Below are 18,104 nucleotides of genomic sequence, written 5' to 3'. Positions count from 1 at the left end.
TTACGCGTCAACACGGTACGACAATCGGGCGGAACGGCGGGACAAACCGAATTAAAAAGAGTCGAGAGGTCGAGGACGCCCGACGGAGCGAGCTACTCGCGCTGTTGGGCGTCGACGACGGCGACGCTCGCGAGGTTGACGATGTCCTTGACCTCGTCGCCCCGCTGGAGCACGTGGACCGGCTCGTCCATGCCGACGAGCATCGGGCCGATGGCGTCCGCGTCGCCCAGCCGCTGGAGCAGCTTGTAGCCGATGTTCCCGGACTCCAGGTTCGGGAAGACGAGGACGTTCGCGGCCTCGTCAAGCTCGGAGAACTCGTAGGTGTCGGTGAGCATCTCCTCGACGAGGGCCGTGTCGGCCTGCATCTCCCCGTCCACCGGGAAGTCGACCGCCGGGTCGTCGCGGAGCATGGCGGCCGCCTCCCGCGGCGCCTCAGTCGTCTCGTCGTCGACGCTTCCGAAGTTGGAGTACGACAGCAGCGCCGCCCGCGGTTCGACGTTGAACTGTCGCGCCAGGTCGGCGGTGTGCCGCGTCGTCTCCGCGAGGACGTCGGCGTCGGTCTCCCGGTTGACCGTGACGTCGGCGAAGAACACGACCCGGTTCCCGATCGTCAGCATGTAGACCCCGGAGACGTACTCGGCGTCGTCGGCGGTCCCGATGACCTGCAGCGGCGGCCGGAGCGCCGAGGGGTAGTGGTGGGTCAGCCCCGTCAGCATGGCGTCGGCGTCGCCCTGGTCCACCATCACGCTGCCGAGGTAATCGGTGTTGTTGCGGATCAGGTCGCCCGCCTCGCTGCGGGTGATGCCGTTCCGCTTGCGGAGCTCGTGGAGTCGGTCCGCGTACTCGTCGTACTCGCCCGTCGTCGGGTCGACGACGGTCGCCTCGAAGTCGAGCCCGAGGTCGCTGACGGTCCCCGCGATCGCGTCGGCGTCGCCGAGCAGCACGGGCTCGGCGATCCCCTGCTCGGAGAGCTGGTACGCCGCGCGGATCATCTTCTCGTCTTCCCCCTCGGCGAGCGCGATGCGCTTGGGGTCCTGTCTGGCCTTGTTGGTGACGATCCGCATCATCTCGCGGGACTTCCCGACCCGCGCCTCCAGGTCGTCGCGGTACTCGTCGAGGTCGACCTCCTCGCGCGCCGCGCCGGACTCCATGGCCGCCTCCGCGACCGCCGGCGCGACCTCGAACAGCACGCGCGGGTCGACCGGCTTCGGGAGGATGTACTCCGGCCCGAACTGGAGCGGCTCGTCGCCGTATGCCTTCAACACGGCGTCGGGAACGTCCTTCCGCGCCAGCTCCGCCAGCGCCTCCGCGCAGGCGACCTTCATCTCCTCGTTGATCTCCGAGGCCCGGACGTCAAGCGCGCCGCGGAAAATGAACGGGAAGCCGAGCACGTTGTTCACCTGATTCGGGTAGTCGGACCGGCCCGTCGCCATGACCACCGTATCGTCGCGGGCGTTCTTCCCCTCGTCGTAGCCGATCTCCGGGGTCGGGTTCGCCATCGCGAAGATGATCGGGTTGTCGGCCATCGACCGCACCATCTCCTGCGAGACGATCCCGCCGGCCGAGAGGCCGACGAGCACGTCCGCGCCCTCCATCGCGTCCGCCAGGTCGCCGTCCTCGACGTCGCGGGCGAACTCCCGCTTGTACTCGTTGACGTCGCCCGCCTCGGCCCGATCCTCGGTGATGATCCCCGTCGAGTCACAGAGCGTGATGTTGTCGCGCTCGACGCCCAGCGAGACGTAGAAGTGCGCGGTCGCGAGCGCCGACGCGCCGGCCCCGGAGAACACGACCCTCATGTCGCCGAGGTCCTTGTCGACGATGTCGGCGGCGTTGATGAGCCCGGAGCCGTTGATGATGGCGGTGCCGTGTTGGTCGTCGTGGAACACGGGGATGTCCATCTCGTCTTGGAGTCGGTTCTCGATCTCGAAGCACTCCGGCGCCTTGATGTCCTCGAGGTTGATCCCGCCGAACGTCGGCTCCATCGCCGCGACCGCCTCGCAGAAGGGGTCGACGTCTGCGATGTCGAGCTCGACGTCGAACACGTCGACGTCCGCGAACCGCTTGAACAGCACGCCCTTCCCCTCCATGACCGGCTTCGACGCCGTGGCGCCGATGTTGCCGAGGCCGAGTACCGCGGAGCCGTTCGAGACGACGCCGACGAGGTTCCCCTTCGCCGTGTAGTCGTACGCCTTCTCGGGGTCCTCGGCGATCTCGCGGCACGGCCCCGCCACGCCCGGCGAGTAGGCCAGCGAGAGGTCGCGCTGGGTGTTGGTCGGCTTCGTCGTCGCGATCTCGATCTTCCCGGGCGGGTCGGCCCGGTGATACTCCAAGGAGTCGTCTTCCAGCGTCATACCGATCGATCACGCGAACCGCATAAATACTTATGGGCATCTCTCTTCGTCTCGCGACGCGCGCTCCTGCCCGCCGGCACGCTCGACCCGGCGAGCCCGGATCGAAATACGAGTATACGGGATGGGGCGGCAGGGAAGCAGATCGGCGTCTCGTCGCGATCCGACCGACGTTGCGACAGCCGCGCACTCGGACATAATCGAGGATCGGCCTCGGTCGGTTCGTTCCGCTCCCGCGACGGGGGCGGCGATCGATCCATCCGAGCATCTCGAACGCATTCGAACGACCGATGCCCACCGCGGGCCACGCGTGGACGGTCGGTCGTCGGGAGACTCGCTCTACCTCAGTCGAGGTCGGGTCGAGAGAGCTCGGTCTCCTTGGAGGTGATGATCTCCAGGAGGGCCGGCGTCCCCTCCTCGGTCTTCTCGATGGCGCGTTCGAGCGCGGGCGCGACCTCCTCGGGGTCCTCGACGCGCTCGCCGTAGCCGCCGAGGGCCTCGCCGACGTCGGCGAAGTCGCCGCTGAACGGCGTGTCGTACGACGCCATCTCGTAGTTGTTCAGGTGGATGGTGAGGATCGGGGCGTCCTCGCGGGCCGCCGTCTCGAAGTCGAGTCCGGTCATCCCGATGGCGCCGTCGCCCATGATGTTGATACAGAGCTTCTCGGGGAAACGGACCTTCGCGCCGAGCGCGAGCCCGAGCCCGTAGCCGAGCTGGGTCGTCTTCCCCCAGCCGATGTACGAGAGGGGCTCGTCCGTCTCGTAGAACGGCGCGAGGAAGTCACGCGGGTTCCCGGCGTCGGCCGTGATGATCGTCTCGTCGGGGTCGACGACGTTCGTGATCTCGTGGATCACGCGGTAGGGGTTGATCGGCGTCTCGTCGGACGTGAGCTTCGGCTCCCACTCGTCGAGCCAGTCGGACTTGACCGACGCGATCTCCTCGGCGACGTCGTCGAAGCGGCCGCGGTCGTCGTCGACGCGCTCCGCCACGGCGTCGGTCACCGCGTCGAGCACGATCTGCGCGTCGCCGACGAGCGCCATCTCCGAGTCGACGTCTTTGTCGATGTCGGTGGGGTCGAGCGTCGAGTGAATGACGGTCTTCCCCTCGGGAACCGTGATCCCGTACGCCGTCTCGGTGAAGCTGCAGCCGACGCCGAAGAGGACGTCGCACTCGTCGAGGAAGTGCGCGAGCTGTCCGGGCTCGCTCTTGCTCCCGGCGCCGAGCGAGAGCGGGTGGCTCTCGGGGAAGGCGCTCTTGCCGTTCAGGCTCGTGGCGACCGGCGCCTCGAGGGTTTCGGCGAGCTCCTTCAGCTCGTCCCATCCCTTCGCGTAGTGGACGCCCTGCCCGGCGAAGATGACCGGGTTCTCGGCGTCGACGAGCGCGTCCGCGACCGCCGGGACCGCGTCGGGGTCCACGCCGGCGCGGTTGGCGCTCGACGGGTTGTACTCGAAGTCGCCGATCTCCTCCCAGAAGACGTCCTTGGGCACCTCGACGACCGCGGGGCGGGGACGGCCGTTGCGGGCCGCGGTGAACGCCCGGCGGAACGTCTCCCCGACCGCGTCCGGGTCCGAGAGCTGCTCGCAGGTCTTGCTCACGCTCTGGTAGCTCACCAGGGAGTTGAACTTCGGATCGACGTCCGTCTTGGCGCGGTCGTAGCCCGCCGGGATCGCCACCAGCGGCGCCGACTCGCCGTACGCCTGCGCGACGGCGCCGATGGAGTTCTCGGTCCCCGGACCGTGCTGGCAGGCGAAGGCGACGACCTCGTCGCCGGACGTGAGCCGGCCGATAGCGTCCGCCATGTGGACCGCCGTCCGCTCCTGACGGGTAATGATCGTCCGCAGACCGGCGTCCTCGGCGGCGCCCGTGTCGAACAGCGGATTGCTCGGGAACCCGAACACGTACTCTACACCCTCCTCTTTCAGCGCTTGCGCAATGGCTTCTGTAACGTTCATCTTTTATTAGATCGTATACCACAACCACCGGCCCGGGGTTAGATAAAGGTACCTGTAGAGGACGGTTTCGTCACTAGGCTGTAGAGGACGGTTTCGTCACTAGGCTGTAGAGGACGGTTTCGTCACTAGGCTGTAGAGGACGGTTTCGTCACCAGGAGGTCGCCGCGGATCGGGCCGCCGCGACGGCTCCCCTATTTTGCCGGCTCCCGAAGGACTGATGTTGCACTGCGACGACGGTCCGCGTATGTCCGACCGAGCGCCGCTCGATACGCTGTCCGTCCACGAGTCCGTGGAGAACGTCATCCCGCCCGAGGCCTTCGTCGAGGCGTTCGACGACCTCGACCTCGACGTCGAACTGGTCGGCGACGGCGGGAGCTACGACGAGACCGACGCCGTCGCCACGTACGTCCCCCGTCCGGAGTTCCTCGACGCGGGCTGGGTCCACTGCATCCGCGCCGGCTACGACGAGTTCGACACCGCGGCCTACGAGGCGGCGGGCGTCCCGCTCACCAACAGCACCGGCATCCACGACACCACCGTCAGCGAGGTCGCGCTCGGCTACATGCTGTCGCTCGCGCGGCTCCACCACGTCTACCGCGACCACCAGAACGAGCGGAGCTGGTACACGCCGGAGTACGAGCGACCGTTCACCGTGGAGAACGAGCGGCTCTGCGTCGTGGGCCTCGGGACGATCGGCCGCGGGATCGCCGAGCGCGCGGACGCGCTCGGGATGGAGGTGGTCGGGATCCGGCGGTCCGACGAGTCGGTGCCGGGCGTGTCGGAGATATTCGACCCGTCGGACCTCCACGACGCCATCGAGGACGCGCGCTTCGTCGCGCTCGCGCTCCCGCACACCCCCGAGACCGAAGGTCTGATCGGGGAGGCGGAGTTCGAGGCGATGCGCGACGACGCGTACCTGATTAACGTCGCTCGGGGGCCGTTGGTCGACGAGACCGCGCTCGTCGACGCGCTCGAGAGCGACGAGATCGCCGGCGCGGGCCTCGACGTGTTCGAGACCGAGCCGCTCCCCGACGACTCCCCGCTCTGGGACTTTGAGGACGTGATCATCTCGCCGCACAAGGGGTCCGCGACCAACCGGTACCACCTCGACATCGCCGAGCTCGTGACGGAGAACGTCGAGCGGTACCAAGCGGCCGAATCGCTGCGGAACCGGGTCGCGTAACGCTTCCCGCACCGACCTCGTATCTCTCTGTTGTTTCGTCATTGCGAACGCCTTATTATCCGTTTTACGTAACACCGTACACGATGCTTCCGGGGAAATATCTGTGTAATTCGAACAGTATCTTCTACAACACCGATTATTAGAGAAATATCAAAGATTTTGATCGGTTCTGATGCGCAATTATGACGAAAAACAGTCGCGTTTTGCCCTCGCGTCTCCTGCGTCGGCGCGAATTCTGGTTTCGTATATGCGAACTCGGGGGCGCTCCATTCGTCCGGCGAGGGGGCCCTACTCCGCCGGAACGTCCTGTCGGTTCTCCCGTCTCATTACATTACTACACTTGTAATGATATTCTCCTTGCCATTCCTCGTTTGCTCACGGCCGTCCGTGAGTGAGGTTGACTTCGATGACGTTCGCGGTCTGGTTGAGGCTCTCGGTGTACTCGCGGCGCTGGTCTTCGGGTTTCAGGCGGCTTATCGGCGTCATGATGCTGATCGCGGCGTTCCGACGCTCCCCGGTTTCGATCGGCGTCCCCACGCAGCCGAGCCCGCCCAGCCGCTCCTCCTCGTTGTACGCGAACCCCTCCTCGCGGATCCGATCGAGCTCCTCGAACAGCGCGTCCCGGGTCGTGATCGTCTCGTCGGTCCGAGCCGGCAGCCCGTGCCGGTCGACGATCTCGTCGACGCGCTCGTCGGAGAGGCTCGCGAGCAGGGCCTTGCCCAGCGCCGTCGTGTGGAGGTAGACGCGCCGTCCCAGGTGGACGTCGAAGTCGATCGCCTGCTCGCCGCGGGCGGTGTACACGTAGATGCCGAGCCCCCGCTCCTCGAACAGCAGGTTCGCCAGTTCGCCCGTCTCCTCGGCCAGCTTGCGCACCTCCGGCTTCGCGACGTCGTAGACGCCGTCGTACTGTCGGGCGATCCCGCCGAACTCCAGACACCGGAGGCCGAGCCGGTAGCCGTCTTCGCGCTTGACGACGAGCCCGTGCTCCTCGAGCGTGATCAGGTGCTTGTACACCGTGCTCTTGGCCAGGTCCAGGCTCTCGACCAACTCCGCGATCGAGACCCCCTCGCCGCGGTCCGCGATGGCCGTCAGTATCCGCATCGAGGTCCCCGTCGCCCGCACCGACTCCGTTTTTGGCCTCTTCATGGGCCTATCTCACCGAAGACGGGTTATAAGAATTATGGGGCGCACACGCCGTCCGGACGGAGCGAAGGGCGTTCGGCGCCCCTCGGCAGCCATCGCGCCGGTCGCACTGCCACACCGACCCCGCGGACGGGGAGTACGACAGTTGGCGACTCACGCGATTCACCGAGAACGCCCTCCGACGGCCGCGCTACGCGCCCGGTGAAACAACTGTCCGATAAAGTATACAACCGCGAAATAACCATATTTCATATGTTATCGGCCGAACCGTCATCTGACCTCCGACAGCAGTCTCAGTCGAGAACGATCCGCACGAATTGTTCGTTCAGCAGTTCTCTTGAGCCCAGTTGTATCCTACCGGCCCCCTTTTTGAACCGACGTCCTCGATCGAGCGTCCCGTCTCCGGTCTCGGTTTCCGAAACGCCGCGATAGGAGAGGTGATCGGGCGATAGCACCCTTAAAATCCCGAAGCTCCAGAGCCGTGGCGCCAGGTTTATTCCGACATCGCACGTCCCCCACTCGGTTCCGACCGCATCGGGTACCACAGAAATATATCATATCCGTCATAGACTTTTTTGTTACCTTTCTGGCGGCGGTAGCGGTCCACGCTCCCGTTTGCGATCGCTTCGAGCGTCCCCCGTTTCACACGCGGGTCACCGACGCCGAGGCGGGGCGACCCCCACTCCGGTCTCGGTCGCCGGACGGCCGGTTCGCGCCGGCGTTAGCTCTCTGCGGCGGGAGACGAGGTCTCGGCCCGGTCGTACTTGTCTTCGAACTCCTGGATGAGCTGTCCCATCTTCGCGTACCAGTCGTTGAGCATCCGCTGCATGTCGTCGGCGACCTTCTCCGGATCCGTCGGCCTGTACACGTGGTAGTATCCGCCCTGGTCGTAGTTCACCTGCTCCTTCTGAATGAATCCGGCCTGCAGGAGCCGCTGTACCGCGCGGTACGCGGTCGACCGCTCGCGGTCCACTTCGTCGGCGATCTCGTCGATGGTCAGCGGCGCCTCGGTCCGGACGAGCTCTTGAAAGACCTGCTTGTCGAGCTGCTTGAGCCCGTGGAAACACTCTAGGAGCCCCTCGCACACCATGTCTTGCTGGAGTTGTTCCGACATCGAATCCGGCATTTTATCGGGAGTATGTACGTGGTACGCCGTTAAAAGACTTGTGTATAGATCACACAATTTCGCGCTAACGCCGACGGCTCGCGGGGAACGTCGGGACTTCGAGGCCGAGTGACCGCGTCAGTCCGCCGTCGCGGCTTGGCGACTGCGCGTCGTCCGCAGCGAGACGACCGACGTGTAGATGACCGCGGCGGCGACGACGACGGCCGCGCCGATCACGAGGACCAGTCCGACCGTCTCCAGGAGCGAGTTCCCGATGTAGGATCCGATCTCGCCGATGCCGACCGCGACGGCGCCGGCGAGCAGCATCCCGCCGAAGTAGACCTTGATGCCGTCGGCGTCGACGACGGCGGTCGCGGCGGAGCCGACGCGGGCGCCGAGCGCGCTCCCGAACAGCAGCGGAGCGACGATGCCGAGGTCGACGCCGCCGCCCTGTCCGTAGAGGTAGCTCCCGAGCCCGCCGGAGAAGACGATCTCGAACAGGTCCGTCCCGACGGCGACGGGGACCGGAACGCCGATCGCGTAGATCATCGCGGGCATCCGGATGAAGCCGCCGCCGACGCCGAGGAAGCCGGACAGGAGGCCGGTCGCGAAGGCGACGGCCGTGATGACCCACGCGGAGACGCGGACGTCGCCGCGGAGCGTCACCATCGGCGGAATCCGGACGGTCCGCTGGATCGTTTTGGCGATCTCGGGGATCTCGTACTCGCTGAGGTCCCGGTCGGCCGCCTCGTGGTCGATGCCGCCGCCGCCGTCGTTTTTCAGGGCGTCGCGGGTCACCATCGCTCCGACGCCGCCGAGCAGAACCACGTAGGCGACGCTGATGACGCCGCCGGCGAGCCCCAGCGATTCGAGGTAGTAGACGCTGGCGCGTCCGGCCTCGATACCGATGGTCGTCCCGGTGATCATGATCGCGCCGAGCTTGTAGTCGACCTGCCCGAGGTCGTGGTGTTTCAGGGTCGCGATGACGGCCGTCCCGAAGACGAACGCCATCCCGCTACCGACCGCGACGGGCGCCGGGTAGTCCAGCATCAGCAGGGCGGGGGTCACGAGGAACGACCCGCCCATGCCGAAGAACCCGAACAGGACGCCGACGACGAGGCCGAAGCCGACGAACAGGGCCGCCATCTCCGGGCTCGTCCCGAAGAGCCCGAGTCCGTCCGGGAAGCTACTGAGCATCCGCTTCGCCTCCGATCACGAGTTTCATGAAGCGAGGCCCGATGAGCCGCTCAAGCCCCCCGTAACCCACGTACAGCACGATCGCTTCCAGGAGTATCGCGCCGATGAGTAGGGCCGTCTCCGGGTCCCACGTGGGGATCTCTAACCCTGACATCGATTCGTCCTCCGATCTCCGCCGTCGGAAATTCGCTGTTGGCACATTTCTGTTCAACATCCCCTACCCGGTTCGTGCCTATAACAGTTTTGGGCTTACCACACAATACTATATCCGGATAACCTCCGCCCGACCATCGATAACTTATACGGAACGTACGACGCTCCGCCGGACCGGGCAACGTCGGTGCACGGCGTGAAATCTACCGATCGCACGCGCGGCACGGCGACGGTCGTTTTCGGAACAGGACGACGGGCGGGTTCAGAAAAGGACGACTGGCGGGTTCAGAACAGGAGGAACGCGGCGGCGTACGCGAGTCCGAACGACAGGACGAACGATCCGACCCACGCTCCCACCGTCACGAGGATCTTCCGCGCGTCCACCGCCTCCCGCCCGCCGACGGCGGCACCGCTCCCGATGATGGCGCTGACGACGATCTCGTTGAACGAGACCGGGACGCCCAGCATGACCGCCAGCTGCGCGATCAGGAACGAGGGCACGAGCGCCGAGATGGAGCGCCGCGGCCCGAGCGACGAGTAGTCCTGTGCGAGCGACTTGATCATCCGCGGCGCGCCCGTCCACGACCCGACGAGCATCCCCAGGCCGCCGCCGACGAGGACGGCGAACGTCGAGACCGTCCCCACCTCGTCGAGCAGCGGCAGCAGCGGCCCGACGGCGAGTCCGACCTGACTCCCGCCCGCGGAGAACGCGACGAGCGAGCCCAGCGCGAGCAGCACGCGTCGCAGCCCGCCGGGCTCGTCGCGACTGACGTCCCACCAGACGACGGCGCCGACGGCCAGCGCCGCGAGCCCCGTGACACCGACCGCCGACGCGAGTCCGTCGACCGCCAGCGCCCGCTGCCCGAGCCCGCGGAGGGTCCCCGACGCGCTCCCCTCACCCAGGAAGCCGAACTGGACGTTCACGAGGACCGCCCCGACGAGGCCGGCGAGGACGGGCACGCTGAACTGTTCGGGGACGTCGGAGCGCGGGAGCAGGCTCGCGATCGAGAACGCGATGCCGCCCCCGACGAAGGGAGTCAACACCCAGACGGCGGCGATCTGCTGGTACTTCGCCCAGACGGGCGTCCCGCCGAGCGCGAGGCCGACTCCGATGACCGCCCCGGTGACGGTGAACGCGGTCGCGATCGGGTAGCCGGTCGTGATGCCGACCGCCATCAGCCCCGCGCCCAACACGAGCACGAGGATGACCCCCGCTACGGGGAGGCTGATCCCGCCGACGAGACCGCTCCCGACGGCTTCCGAGACGTTGCCGCCCTGCGTGACGGCGCCGGCGAACCCGAAGATGCCGACGAGGAACGCGGCCCGCATCGTCGCGATCGCGTTCGCGCCGACGGCGGGTGCGAACGGGGTCGCACCGCTCGACCCGGCGCCGATGACCCACGCCATGAACAGGCTGGCGAGCGCTGCACCGACGGAGAGGGCGATGAAAACGGGGTCCATACCGGTTCGTTAGTCCGCGCCGGCCGCGGCGGCGTCACGCGCTTGGCTGCGGCTCCGCCAGTACCCCTGCGCGTACGCGCCGAGGAACATCCCGGCGAGCGCCCAGAGGATGGTGACGTTGCCGACGCCGAGGCTCGCGTACGCCGCGCCCGGGCAGATGCCGGAGAGTCCCCAGCCGACGCCGAAGACGGCGCCGCCGACCAGGACGTTCCGGTCGAACGGCTTCAGACGCCGCTCGTACCGGTCGCCGGTCAGCGGCGCGGCGTCCCGAATCCGGGGCATCACAGCGAACGCGATCCCGGAGACGACGGCAGCGCCGAACATCACGAACAGCAGCCCGAAGTCCTCGAACGTGAGGAAGTTCAACACGACCTCCGGCCGCGCCATGTGGCTGAAGCCGAGCCCGAACCCGAAGATCAGACCGCCGACGAAGATCAGCGGCTTGAACAGCGGATGTCTGTCCGCCATTACGGGCTCACCCCCAGCGCGGCGACGACTTGCGCCGTCCCGATCGCCACGGTCAGGAACGTCGCCACGCCGACCAGCGACGTCTTCGACGCCGACCCGACGCCGCAGACGCCGTGCCCCGAGGTGCATCCCTTCCCGATTCGGGTCCCGATGCCGACGAGGACGCCGCCGACGAACAGCCGCCACGGCTGGACGTCGGTCAGCCACAGGGTCACGCCGGCGAGCTCGTAGGTCCGCCCGGTCGTTCCGGGCTGGTAGAGCGACGTCGTGATGACGCCCGACTGGACCGTCGCCGCGAACGCCGCGCCGCCGAGGATGATTCCGAGCGTGAACACGACGCGCCAGTCGCGAGAGCTCACGTACCGCTGGAACCGCGACTGCCCCGACACGTACGACAGCGTCGACTCGAGGAAGGTGCTCGCGCCGGCCGCGATCCCCGTTCCGACGTATATCACGACCGCGCCGAGGCCGACGAGCAGCCCGCCGACGGCGTACCGGCTGACCCCGTTTGGGAACAGATCGGCGGCCGCCTGCGCGACGAGTGGGTCAGGCATCGATGGCAGTCTCAGTCACCCGCGAGCGAGTCCTGGCTCGCGGCGCAGTTGTTCGGCCCGAGTTCGAGGGTGAACGCCTCCTCGTCGTCGACGGCGTTCTGACCGAGGTTCGTCGCGATGATGTCCTCGTAGTTGGCCGGCCGCGGCGGCATATCGGAGAGGATGAGTTCGACGAACGCGTCTTCCTCCATCGTGAGCGCGTCCATCTCCTCGACGAGTTCGCCGATCGGAGCGGTGTAGGTGCCGTCCTCGGCGGGCTCGGCGGCGTCGCTGAAGTGCGCGCCCCCGATCAGCGTGTCGTCGGGCAGGGTGAGAACGCGCTCCTGCAGGGACTCGTACAGCATGCGCGCCGCGTCCGGCGCGCCGTCGTCGCCCTCCTCGAGGTCCGGGCGGGCGACGCTCTCGACGAACAGCCCGTCGCCGGTCGCGAGCAGGCTCTCGTCGACGAGGTACGAGGTCATCCCGGTCGTGTGGCCGGGCGTGGAGACGACCTCGATGGCCGCGTCGCCGACTTGGAAGGTGTCGCCGTCCGCAGCCGTGGTCAGCTCGTCGGCGTAGGTGACGCCGCGGTCGACGGCCGCCTCGGGGATGACGCCCTCGACGCCCTCCGCGTCGAGGTCGCGCACGCCCGAGATGTGATCGGCGTGGATGTGCGTGTCAAGCGCGTACTCGATGTCGACGCCGAGGTCGGCGGCGTCGTCGAGGTAGCGGTCGGTGAACGCGCGCAGCGGGTCGATGATCGCCGCCTCGCCGTCGTCGTAGAGGAGGTAGCCGAGACACCCGGACGAGGGGCGCTGGTACTGCACCAGCGTGCCCGCGCCGTCGTAGTCGGCGACTTCGACGGCCTCGTAGATGCCCGCCCAGCCGTTCATGCCCTCTTCGAGGTGGTTCACGTCGTAGCCGCGCTCCGCGAGCGTGCCCGCGACGTACTCGCTGGCGCCGCCCTTCGCGCACAGGACGGTCACCTCGCGGTCCTCGGGGATCCGTTCGAGGACGTCCCCGTCGATCTCGTCGTCGAGGAACTCGAAGTACGGGACGTTGATCGACGTGACGTTCTCGCCGTCGATGCGCCATTCCTCGTAGTCGGATTGCATGCGTGCGTCGAGGAGCGTGACGGCCTCGCCCGCGTCGATGCGCTCTTTCAGCGTGTCCGGTGCGATCGTTTCGACGTCGACGTCCGGCGTCGGGAAATCTTCAGCGTCCATGTTGTACACCCCATCCTACCGGGTGAACGTACAAAAGGGTTCTCATAGTAATTCAATAACTGCACAATATAATGTCGAGCTCGGAGCGCATATAGTACAGTTTACACGTTTAGGTGGCGACTTATCGGTGTTTCACGCAAACCCGTCGGAATCGGTTGTTCGCGACACACCCAAGAAACAACATTCTTTTAACCGTGGCGAGAATATTGTGTGATAGCTCCAATACAGACCAACGGAGCAGATAACCAATGAGTGCAGAATACGATATCGCGGAGACGCTCGACGTGAAAGGCGCATCGTGTCCCATGCCGGTCGTGAAGACGAAGGGAGCGATCGACGAACTGACCGAAGGCGAGGTCCTCGAAGTGCTGGCGACCGACCCGGGAAGCGTGAGCGACATCGACGGCTGGGCCGCGGGGACCGCCGGCGTCGAGCTCGTCGGTCAGGAGGAAGGCGACGACGTGTACAAACACTACGTCCGCAAGACGGAGTGACGATGAGCGCCGACACACCGTCCCCGGACGGGACCGAATCCTCGGCGGACGACGCGCCCTCGCGCGCCGAACTGGCCGCGCGCGTCGACGAGTTGGAGGCGGCGCTCGGCGAGGCGACCGGCGAGGACGACGCCAAGAAGATGAGCATCATCGCGACGAAGGGGACGCTCGACATGGCGTACCCGCCGCTCATCCTCGCCAGCACCGCCGCCGCCTTCGGCTACGACGTCACGGTGTTCCACACGTTCTGGGGGCTCGACATCCTCCACGAGGAGCGGTCGAAGAACCTCAAGCTCAGCTCCGTCGGCAACCCGAACATGCCCGTCCCGAACGCCGTCGCCGCGCTCCCCGGGATGGACCGCGTGACGACGAAGATGATGGAAAAGCGCATCGCGGACAACGACACGGCCACCGTCGAGGAGCTCCTGGAGACGAGCCTCGACATGGGCGTCGAGTTCCAGGCGTGTCAGATGACCATCGACCTGATGGACTACGACGAGGACGACTTCTACGACGGCGTCACCACGGGCGTCGGCGCCGCGACGGCCCTACAGGACATGGCCGAAGCCGACATCCAGCTTCTGGTCTGATCCGTCGACGGACGCGCGTCTCGGTCGCTCGCGAGCCTCGATCGGCTCGGTGGATTCGGGTCCGAATTCTCCGCCATTCGCCGTCGCAGCCGCCGTGACGGCAGACGCCTCCGAAGCTCCGGGCGCTCGCTTATAAACAGTTACTGACAGACCGACGAACTGTAACGGAAGCACCCACTGTCGATCGCAACCGCTCCCGATCGGCCGCAACGGTTGCAGAACAGATCACCCGCCGAGGGTTTCGCGAAGCCGAACCCGCCTCGCTCGCGCGCCGGTCGGTGATGAGTCGGGCGCGACGTCAGCGCTCGTCGCCGTCGGATCGCTTGCGGCCGAGCGCGCCCGCGAGCGCCAGCAGATAGCCGAGGCCGTGCTGGACGTCCGGATCGCGCAGCTCGCGGACCAGGCCGACGGGCCCGACCCGTTCGGGGGGCTCGCGCTCCGCTTCGCCGAGGCTCGTCAGCAGCGTCTCGACGCCGTCGCTCGTGTCGTCGTCCGCGGCCGTCTGCGCGACCTCCCCGAGCGCGGCGCCGGTGCCGGCCAACGAGGCGACCATCTCGTCGTCGAGCGCGGCGGTCGCCAGCGAGCCGACCTCGGCGATCTCGGCCAGTTCGTCCAGCGTCCCGCTCCGCTGGAGGACGACTAGCGTCTCGAGCGCCTCCCGCAGCTCACCGCCGTTCTCGCCGACCGTCTCGGCCAGCGCGACGGTCTCGTCGGTCGCGATCCCGTCGGCGGACTCGGCGAGCGTCGCCCCCGTCGCCGAGAGCTCACGGACCATCTCGTCGTCGAGCGCGTTCTCGCCGAGCGAGAGCACGTCGAGCAGCTCGTTCACCGCGTCGAGGCGCTCCACGAACTCGGCGACCGCCTCCGGGTTCTCCTCGATCGCCGCCTCGAGGTCGCTCCGCTCGGCGACGCCGTCCCCGGCGACGCGTTCCTCGGACATGGTCAGAGCAACCCCCGTGCGGTGAGCCAGTACGACTCGTTGTACGCCAGCTTCGACCAGTGGAGCTTCCGCGACGGCGGCGCCGGCGCCGGCGGGTTCTCGTAGTCGAACTCGACGTACGACGCCGCGTCCATGCCCGTCTCGATGAAGCACAGCGTCTTCCCGTCGTACGTCGCCGTCGCCGGCCGCCCGCGGATCTCGCTGGCGAGGCGCCGACCGACGACGCCGGCCTGGTAGTGCGCGACGCTGCCCGCGTTCGGGACGCCGGTGGCCGCGGTGTCGCCGAGCGCGTAGACGTTCTCGGCGGCCTCGGCCTCGAGCGTGTGCTTGTTCACGTCGACCCAGCCGTCGTCGCCGAGCCCCGCCTCCTCGATCAGGTCGATGCCGCCGTGCGGCGGAATCGACACGAGGAGGTCGTAGTCGAGCTCGGTCCCCTCCATCGAGGTGATCGTCTCCGCCTCCGGGTCGACCGATTCGGCGTTGAAGAACGTCTCGACCTCGATGCCGCGCTCGTCCATGATCGGCCTCGCCCACTCGGCGATGTGGGGGTTGCCGTGGACGCGCTGGATCGGGTACGTGTAGGTGATGTCGACGTCCTCTCGGAGCCCGCGCTGCCGGAACCAGTCGTCGGCCATGAAGACGAACTCCAGCGGCGCGGCGGGGCACATGTGCGGCGTGCCGACGACGCTCAACACGAGCTCGCCCTCGGTGAACTCCAGCAGCTCCTCTCGGAGGTCGGTCGCGCCCGACTCGCTGTAGTAGTTGTATCCCCCCTCCGCGAGGCCGGGGACCCGTTCGGGCCTCAGCGTCGACCCGGTCGCCAGCACGAGGTGGTCGTATCCCATCGTCGGCCCGTCGCTGAACCCCAGCTGTTCGGCCTCCGTGTCGATATCGGTCACGCGATCGATTCGGAGGTCGACCGCGTCGTCGACGAGCTCGTCGAGCCGACGTCGACCGTCCGCCGTCTCGCGCTGGCCGAAGGGGACGTACAGCCACACCGGTTTGTAAACGTGGTCGGGGCCGTCGTTGACGAGCGTCACCTCGACGTCGCCGGCGTCGAGTTTGGATTCGAGCCGGTCGGCGAGGTCGTTCGCGAGGACCGATCCGCCGGTCCCGCCGCCGACGATGACGACGCGTTCAGTCATGCTTTCTCCACGTAGAACGCGGTGTGATCGTCGCCCTCTTCGACGGCGAGCAGCTCGTTACCCGCCTCCTCGGCCCACTCCGGAACGTCGGTGCGCGACTGCTCGTTGTCGCTCAGGAGCCGTATCACCGCGCCGGAGTCGGCCCCTCGGATCGCTCCGATGAGGTCCATCAGGGGACCGGGGCAGGCGGCTCCTCTGGCGTCGACGGTCTTGTCAGGTTCGATGTCGGTCATGGGCGTCTCACGGGTGTCGATTGCGTCCGACCGACATTAGTATTGTATATGAGTTCCAAGAGTGTGAAAATCGACGAAACCGCACGCGGCCGACGGGCGTCTCTCGACTACGGCCGCGACGGGGGACCGTTACTGGGAGATCGCGGAGGCCCACGCCGACGGGAGCCGCGCGTAGACGAGGGCGTTACCCACGAGCGCGTCGACGGGCACGTACTCGTCTGCGGCGTGGACGGTGTCGGTCCCGAGCGCGAACTCGACGGTCGGTACCCCGGCGTTCCGGAGCGTCTTCGCGTCCCCGCCGCCCGTCGCGCTCCGACGGAAGACGCGCTCGCCCGTGACGTCGGCCGCCGTCGACGCCACGGCCTCGACCAGCGGGCTGTCGGGGGGCTCCGCGGTGCCGATGCTCCACGAGACGTCGGTGATCGTTATCCCCTCGCAGTCGGCGACGCAGGCCCGGATGCGGGAGAGCACGTCGGGCGTCGAGACGCCCGCGGTCAGGCGCACGTCGACCTCGGCCCGGGCCGACTCCGGGACGCTGTTCACCGCGTCGCCGCCCTCGAAGACGCCGAGGTTGATCGAGGGGAACCGGAACAGCTCTCGGGCGGCCCTCTCGCCCATCGCCGGGGCGTAGTACTCGACCGACTCCTCGACGATCGGCTCGACGTCGGCGCCGAGGTCCAGCCGCTCCGAGCCGAAGCGGTCGCGAAGCGTCTCGACCGCGCCGTAGAGGCGGTCGACCGCGTTGACGCCGAGCGCCGGCCGCGAGCCGTGGGCCCCCTCGCCGGCCGCCTCGAGCGTCAGCCAGATGCTGCCGCGGTCGGCGACCGTGACCGAGTGCCGACCCGCCTCGCAGGTCGGCTCGCCGATCACGCAGGCGTCCGCGTCGAGCCGTCCGGCCTCCAGAAGCGCGGGCAGGCCGGCATCGCCGCCGACCTCCTCGTCGCTCACGAACGCGAACAGCAGGTCGACCGGCGGCTCGGTGTCGGTCGCCGCGAACGCCCGAAGCGCGAACAGCATCGACGCCACGGCGCCCTTCATGTCGGTCGCGCCGCGGCCGTAGACGCGGTCGTCAGCGCGCTCGCCCAGCGGATCGCGGGTCCACGCACCGGCGTCGAACGGGACCGTGTCGAGGTGGCCGTTGTACAGCAGCGTTCGGTCGGACGCCCCGGCGAGTCGAACGAGGAGGTTCGGCTTCGCCGGGTCGACCGCGAAGCGCTCGACCTCGACCGGGAGCGGGTCGAGGGACCGCTCGATTGCGTCGACGACCTCGCGCGTGTCGCCCGGCGGGTTCGACGTGTCGATCGCGAGGAGGTCGAGAGCGAGGTCGGTCAGCTCCTCGCGGCGCTCTCGCACGTATTCGACGGGAACCGCGTCGCTCATCCGCGGCCGAGCCCCCGACTCGATTCGGCTCTGTTCATGGACGCGTGCGGATCAGGCGTGCTCCTCGATCACGGAGCGGAGCCGCGCTTCGTCCTGCATTCCGACGAGGCGTTCGGCCGGCTCTCCGTCGGCGAACAGCAGGAGCGTCGGGACGCCGCGGACGCCGTACTCGGCGGCGAGCGCCTGGTTCGCGTCGACGTCGACCTTCGCCACGGTCGCGTCGGTCTCGGCGGCGATCGACTCGACGACCGGTTCGAGCATCTGACACGGGCCGCACCAGTCGGCGTAGAAGTCGACCAGCACGACGTCGCGTTCGGAGACGGTCTCGTTCAGTTCCGCCTTCCCGTCGACCGGAACGGGCTCGGACGGGCTCCGCGGCTCCACCTCGTCGGTCGCTCCCGCTTCGTCTCGGTTCCGAAGCTCCTCCATCTTCTGTCGTCGGATCGCCTCGATTTCCTCGGTCATCGACTCGTCGTACGGTCCGCGTCGACTTATGTTTTTGCGTGATTCACACAATATTGCCTCTCTCGGACGCACGTCACGGCCCCGCGAC

Annotated in this window: 18 protein-coding genes; 3 read left to right on the top strand and 15 right to left on the bottom strand. The window is 67.6% G+C overall.

Annotated elements, in window-relative coordinates:
* Positions 1-92 precede the first annotated feature (92 nt).
* Both FGM06_RS02670 and FGM06_RS02665 read right to left on the bottom strand, forming a co-directional pair.
* Positions 93-2,351, bottom strand: a complete 2,259-nt coding sequence (locus tag FGM06_RS02670; protein ID WP_144797280.1) for an NADP-dependent malic enzyme — start codon at positions 2,349-2,351, stop codon at positions 93-95.
* Between the two features lie 341 nt (positions 2,352-2,692).
* Positions 2,693-4,300, bottom strand: coding sequence for a thiamine pyrophosphate-requiring protein (locus FGM06_RS02665; protein WP_144797278.1), 1,608 nt, complete (start codon positions 4,298-4,300; stop codon positions 2,693-2,695).
* 244 nt (positions 4,301-4,544) lie between these two features.
* Between FGM06_RS02665 and ddh the strand changes: the two genes are divergently transcribed.
* On the top strand, positions 4,545-5,483 hold the full coding sequence (gene ddh / locus FGM06_RS02660; RefSeq protein WP_144797276.1) for a D-2-hydroxyacid dehydrogenase: 939 nt from the start codon (positions 4,545-4,547) through the stop codon (positions 5,481-5,483).
* A 375-nt stretch (positions 5,484-5,858) separates the two neighbouring features.
* On the opposite strand, the gene FGM06_RS02655 is transcribed toward ddh, so the two are convergent.
* The 8 genes from FGM06_RS02655 to FGM06_RS02625 all read right to left on the bottom strand — a co-directional run bounded on the left by FGM06_RS02655 (position 5,859) and on the right by FGM06_RS02625 (position 12,769).
* On the bottom strand, positions 5,859-6,629 hold the full coding sequence (locus tag FGM06_RS02655) for an IclR family transcriptional regulator (protein WP_144797274.1): 771 nt from the start codon (positions 6,627-6,629) through the stop codon (positions 5,859-5,861).
* Between the two features lie 718 nt (positions 6,630-7,347).
* Positions 7,348-7,752 carry a helix-turn-helix domain-containing protein gene (locus FGM06_RS02650; RefSeq protein ID WP_144797272.1) on the bottom strand — a complete coding sequence of 135 codons (405 nt, stop codon included), beginning with the start codon at positions 7,750-7,752 and terminating at the stop codon, positions 7,348-7,350.
* 117 nt (positions 7,753-7,869) lie between these two features.
* The gene (locus tag FGM06_RS02645; protein ID WP_144797270.1) at positions 7,870-8,928 is read right to left on the bottom strand and encodes a sulfite exporter TauE/SafE family protein; all 1,059 of its coding nucleotides are present in this window, start codon (positions 8,926-8,928) and stop codon (positions 7,870-7,872) included.
* Positions 8,918-9,082: a DUF7512 family protein gene (locus tag FGM06_RS15930; RefSeq protein WP_186310950.1), complete on the bottom strand. Its 165-nt coding sequence runs from the start codon at positions 9,080-9,082 to the stop codon at positions 8,918-8,920. The genes FGM06_RS02645 and FGM06_RS15930 overlap by 11 nt, the downstream gene beginning before the upstream one ends.
* 284 nt (positions 9,083-9,366) lie before the next feature.
* Positions 9,367-10,542, bottom strand: a complete 1,176-nt coding sequence (locus FGM06_RS02640) for an inorganic phosphate transporter (RefSeq protein ID WP_144797268.1) — start codon at positions 10,540-10,542, stop codon at positions 9,367-9,369.
* 9 nt (positions 10,543-10,551) lie between these two features.
* Positions 10,552-11,010 carry a YeeE/YedE family protein gene (locus FGM06_RS02635; RefSeq protein WP_144797266.1) on the bottom strand — a complete coding sequence of 153 codons (459 nt, stop codon included), beginning with the start codon at positions 11,008-11,010 and terminating at the stop codon, positions 10,552-10,554.
* Entirely contained in the window at positions 11,010-11,564 is a 555-nt protein-coding gene (locus FGM06_RS02630) for a YeeE/YedE family protein (RefSeq protein ID WP_144797264.1), read from the bottom strand. The genes FGM06_RS02635 and FGM06_RS02630 overlap by 1 nt, the downstream gene beginning before the upstream one ends.
* Positions 11,565-11,575: 11 nt before the next feature.
* Complete coding sequence (locus FGM06_RS02625) at positions 11,576-12,769, bottom strand: MBL fold metallo-hydrolase (protein ID WP_144797262.1); 1,194 nt, start codon at positions 12,767-12,769, stop codon at positions 11,576-11,578.
* A 248-nt stretch (positions 12,770-13,017) separates the two neighbouring features.
* Between FGM06_RS02625 and FGM06_RS02620 the strand changes: the two genes are divergently transcribed.
* Complete coding sequence (locus FGM06_RS02620; protein WP_144797259.1) at positions 13,018-13,263, top strand: sulfurtransferase TusA family protein; 246 nt, start codon at positions 13,018-13,020, stop codon at positions 13,261-13,263.
* A 2-nt stretch (positions 13,264-13,265) separates the two neighbouring features.
* On the top strand, positions 13,266-13,853 hold the full coding sequence (locus tag FGM06_RS02615; protein WP_144797257.1) for a DsrE/DsrF/DrsH-like family protein: 588 nt from the start codon (positions 13,266-13,268) through the stop codon (positions 13,851-13,853).
* A gap of 298 nt (positions 13,854-14,151) precedes the next feature.
* Here FGM06_RS02615 and FGM06_RS02610 read toward each other — a convergent pair whose 3' ends face one another.
* The 5 genes from FGM06_RS02610 to trxA form a co-directional block, all read right to left on the bottom strand.
* A complete protein-coding gene (locus FGM06_RS02610) occupies positions 14,152-14,793 on the bottom strand; it encodes a DUF1641 domain-containing protein (RefSeq protein ID WP_144797255.1) in 642 nt (213 codons plus the stop codon).
* Between the two features lie 2 nt (positions 14,794-14,795).
* A complete protein-coding gene (locus FGM06_RS02605; protein ID WP_144797253.1) occupies positions 14,796-15,938 on the bottom strand; it encodes an NAD(P)/FAD-dependent oxidoreductase in 1,143 nt (380 codons plus the stop codon).
* Positions 15,935-16,171: a sulfurtransferase TusA family protein gene (locus FGM06_RS02600; protein ID WP_144797251.1), complete on the bottom strand. Its 237-nt coding sequence runs from the start codon at positions 16,169-16,171 to the stop codon at positions 15,935-15,937. Before FGM06_RS02600 ends, FGM06_RS02605 begins: the two co-directional genes overlap by 4 nt.
* A gap of 129 nt (positions 16,172-16,300) precedes the next feature.
* Positions 16,301-17,551 (bottom strand): M20 family metallopeptidase, encoded by a 1,251-nt coding sequence (locus FGM06_RS02595; protein WP_144797249.1) that lies wholly within the window; start codon positions 17,549-17,551, stop codon positions 16,301-16,303.
* Positions 17,552-17,602: 51 nt separating this feature from the next.
* On the bottom strand, positions 17,603-18,016 hold the full coding sequence (gene trxA / locus FGM06_RS02590) for a thioredoxin (protein ID WP_144797247.1): 414 nt from the start codon (positions 18,014-18,016) through the stop codon (positions 17,603-17,605).
* Positions 18,017-18,104: the final 88 nt, after the last annotated feature.

The sequence above is a fragment of the Halorubrum depositum genome, assembly GCF_007671725.1.
Lineage (GTDB): Archaea > Halobacteriota > Halobacteria > Halobacteriales > Haloferacaceae > Halorubrum > Halorubrum depositum.
This window is presented reverse-complemented; position numbering and strand designations above follow the sequence as displayed.

What these genes read in the sequence shown, in the direction of transcription:
- FGM06_RS02670 (WP_144797280.1), bottom strand. Translation starts at nt 2,351, where the DNA reads ATGACGCTGGAAGACGACTCCTTGGAGTATCACCGGGCCGACCCGCCC.
- FGM06_RS02665 (WP_144797278.1), bottom strand. Translation starts at nt 4,300, where the DNA reads ATGAACGTTACAGAAGCCATTGCGCAAGCGCTGAAAGAGGAGGGTGTA.
- ddh (WP_144797276.1), top strand. Translation starts at nt 4,545, where the DNA reads ATGTCCGACCGAGCGCCGCTCGATACGCTGTCCGTCCACGAGTCCGTG.
- FGM06_RS02655 (WP_144797274.1), bottom strand. Translation starts at nt 6,629, where the DNA reads ATGAAGAGGCCAAAAACGGAGTCGGTGCGGGCGACGGGGACCTCGATG.
- FGM06_RS02650 (WP_144797272.1), bottom strand. Translation starts at nt 7,752, where the DNA reads ATGCCGGATTCGATGTCGGAACAACTCCAGCAAGACATGGTGTGCGAG.
- FGM06_RS02645 (WP_144797270.1), bottom strand. Translation starts at nt 8,928, where the DNA reads ATGCTCAGTAGCTTCCCGGACGGACTCGGGCTCTTCGGGACGAGCCCG.
- FGM06_RS15930 (WP_186310950.1), bottom strand. Translation starts at nt 9,082, where the DNA reads ATGTCAGGGTTAGAGATCCCCACGTGGGACCCGGAGACGGCCCTACTC.
- FGM06_RS02640 (WP_144797268.1), bottom strand. Translation starts at nt 10,542, where the DNA reads ATGGACCCCGTTTTCATCGCCCTCTCCGTCGGTGCAGCGCTCGCCAGC.
- FGM06_RS02635 (WP_144797266.1), bottom strand. Translation starts at nt 11,010, where the DNA reads ATGGCGGACAGACATCCGCTGTTCAAGCCGCTGATCTTCGTCGGCGGT.
- FGM06_RS02630 (WP_144797264.1), bottom strand. Translation starts at nt 11,564, where the DNA reads ATGCCTGACCCACTCGTCGCGCAGGCGGCCGCCGATCTGTTCCCAAAC.
- FGM06_RS02625 (WP_144797262.1), bottom strand. Translation starts at nt 12,769, where the DNA reads ATGGACGCTGAAGATTTCCCGACGCCGGACGTCGACGTCGAAACGATC.
- FGM06_RS02620 (WP_144797259.1), top strand. Translation starts at nt 13,018, where the DNA reads ATGAGTGCAGAATACGATATCGCGGAGACGCTCGACGTGAAAGGCGCA.
- FGM06_RS02615 (WP_144797257.1), top strand. Translation starts at nt 13,266, where the DNA reads ATGAGCGCCGACACACCGTCCCCGGACGGGACCGAATCCTCGGCGGAC.
- FGM06_RS02610 (WP_144797255.1), bottom strand. Translation starts at nt 14,793, where the DNA reads ATGTCCGAGGAACGCGTCGCCGGGGACGGCGTCGCCGAGCGGAGCGAC.
- FGM06_RS02605 (WP_144797253.1), bottom strand. Translation starts at nt 15,938, where the DNA reads ATGACTGAACGCGTCGTCATCGTCGGCGGCGGGACCGGCGGATCGGTC.
- FGM06_RS02600 (WP_144797251.1), bottom strand. Translation starts at nt 16,171, where the DNA reads ATGACCGACATCGAACCTGACAAGACCGTCGACGCCAGAGGAGCCGCC.
- FGM06_RS02595 (WP_144797249.1), bottom strand. Translation starts at nt 17,551, where the DNA reads ATGAGCGACGCGGTTCCCGTCGAATACGTGCGAGAGCGCCGCGAGGAG.
- trxA (WP_144797247.1), bottom strand. Translation starts at nt 18,016, where the DNA reads ATGACCGAGGAAATCGAGGCGATCCGACGACAGAAGATGGAGGAGCTT.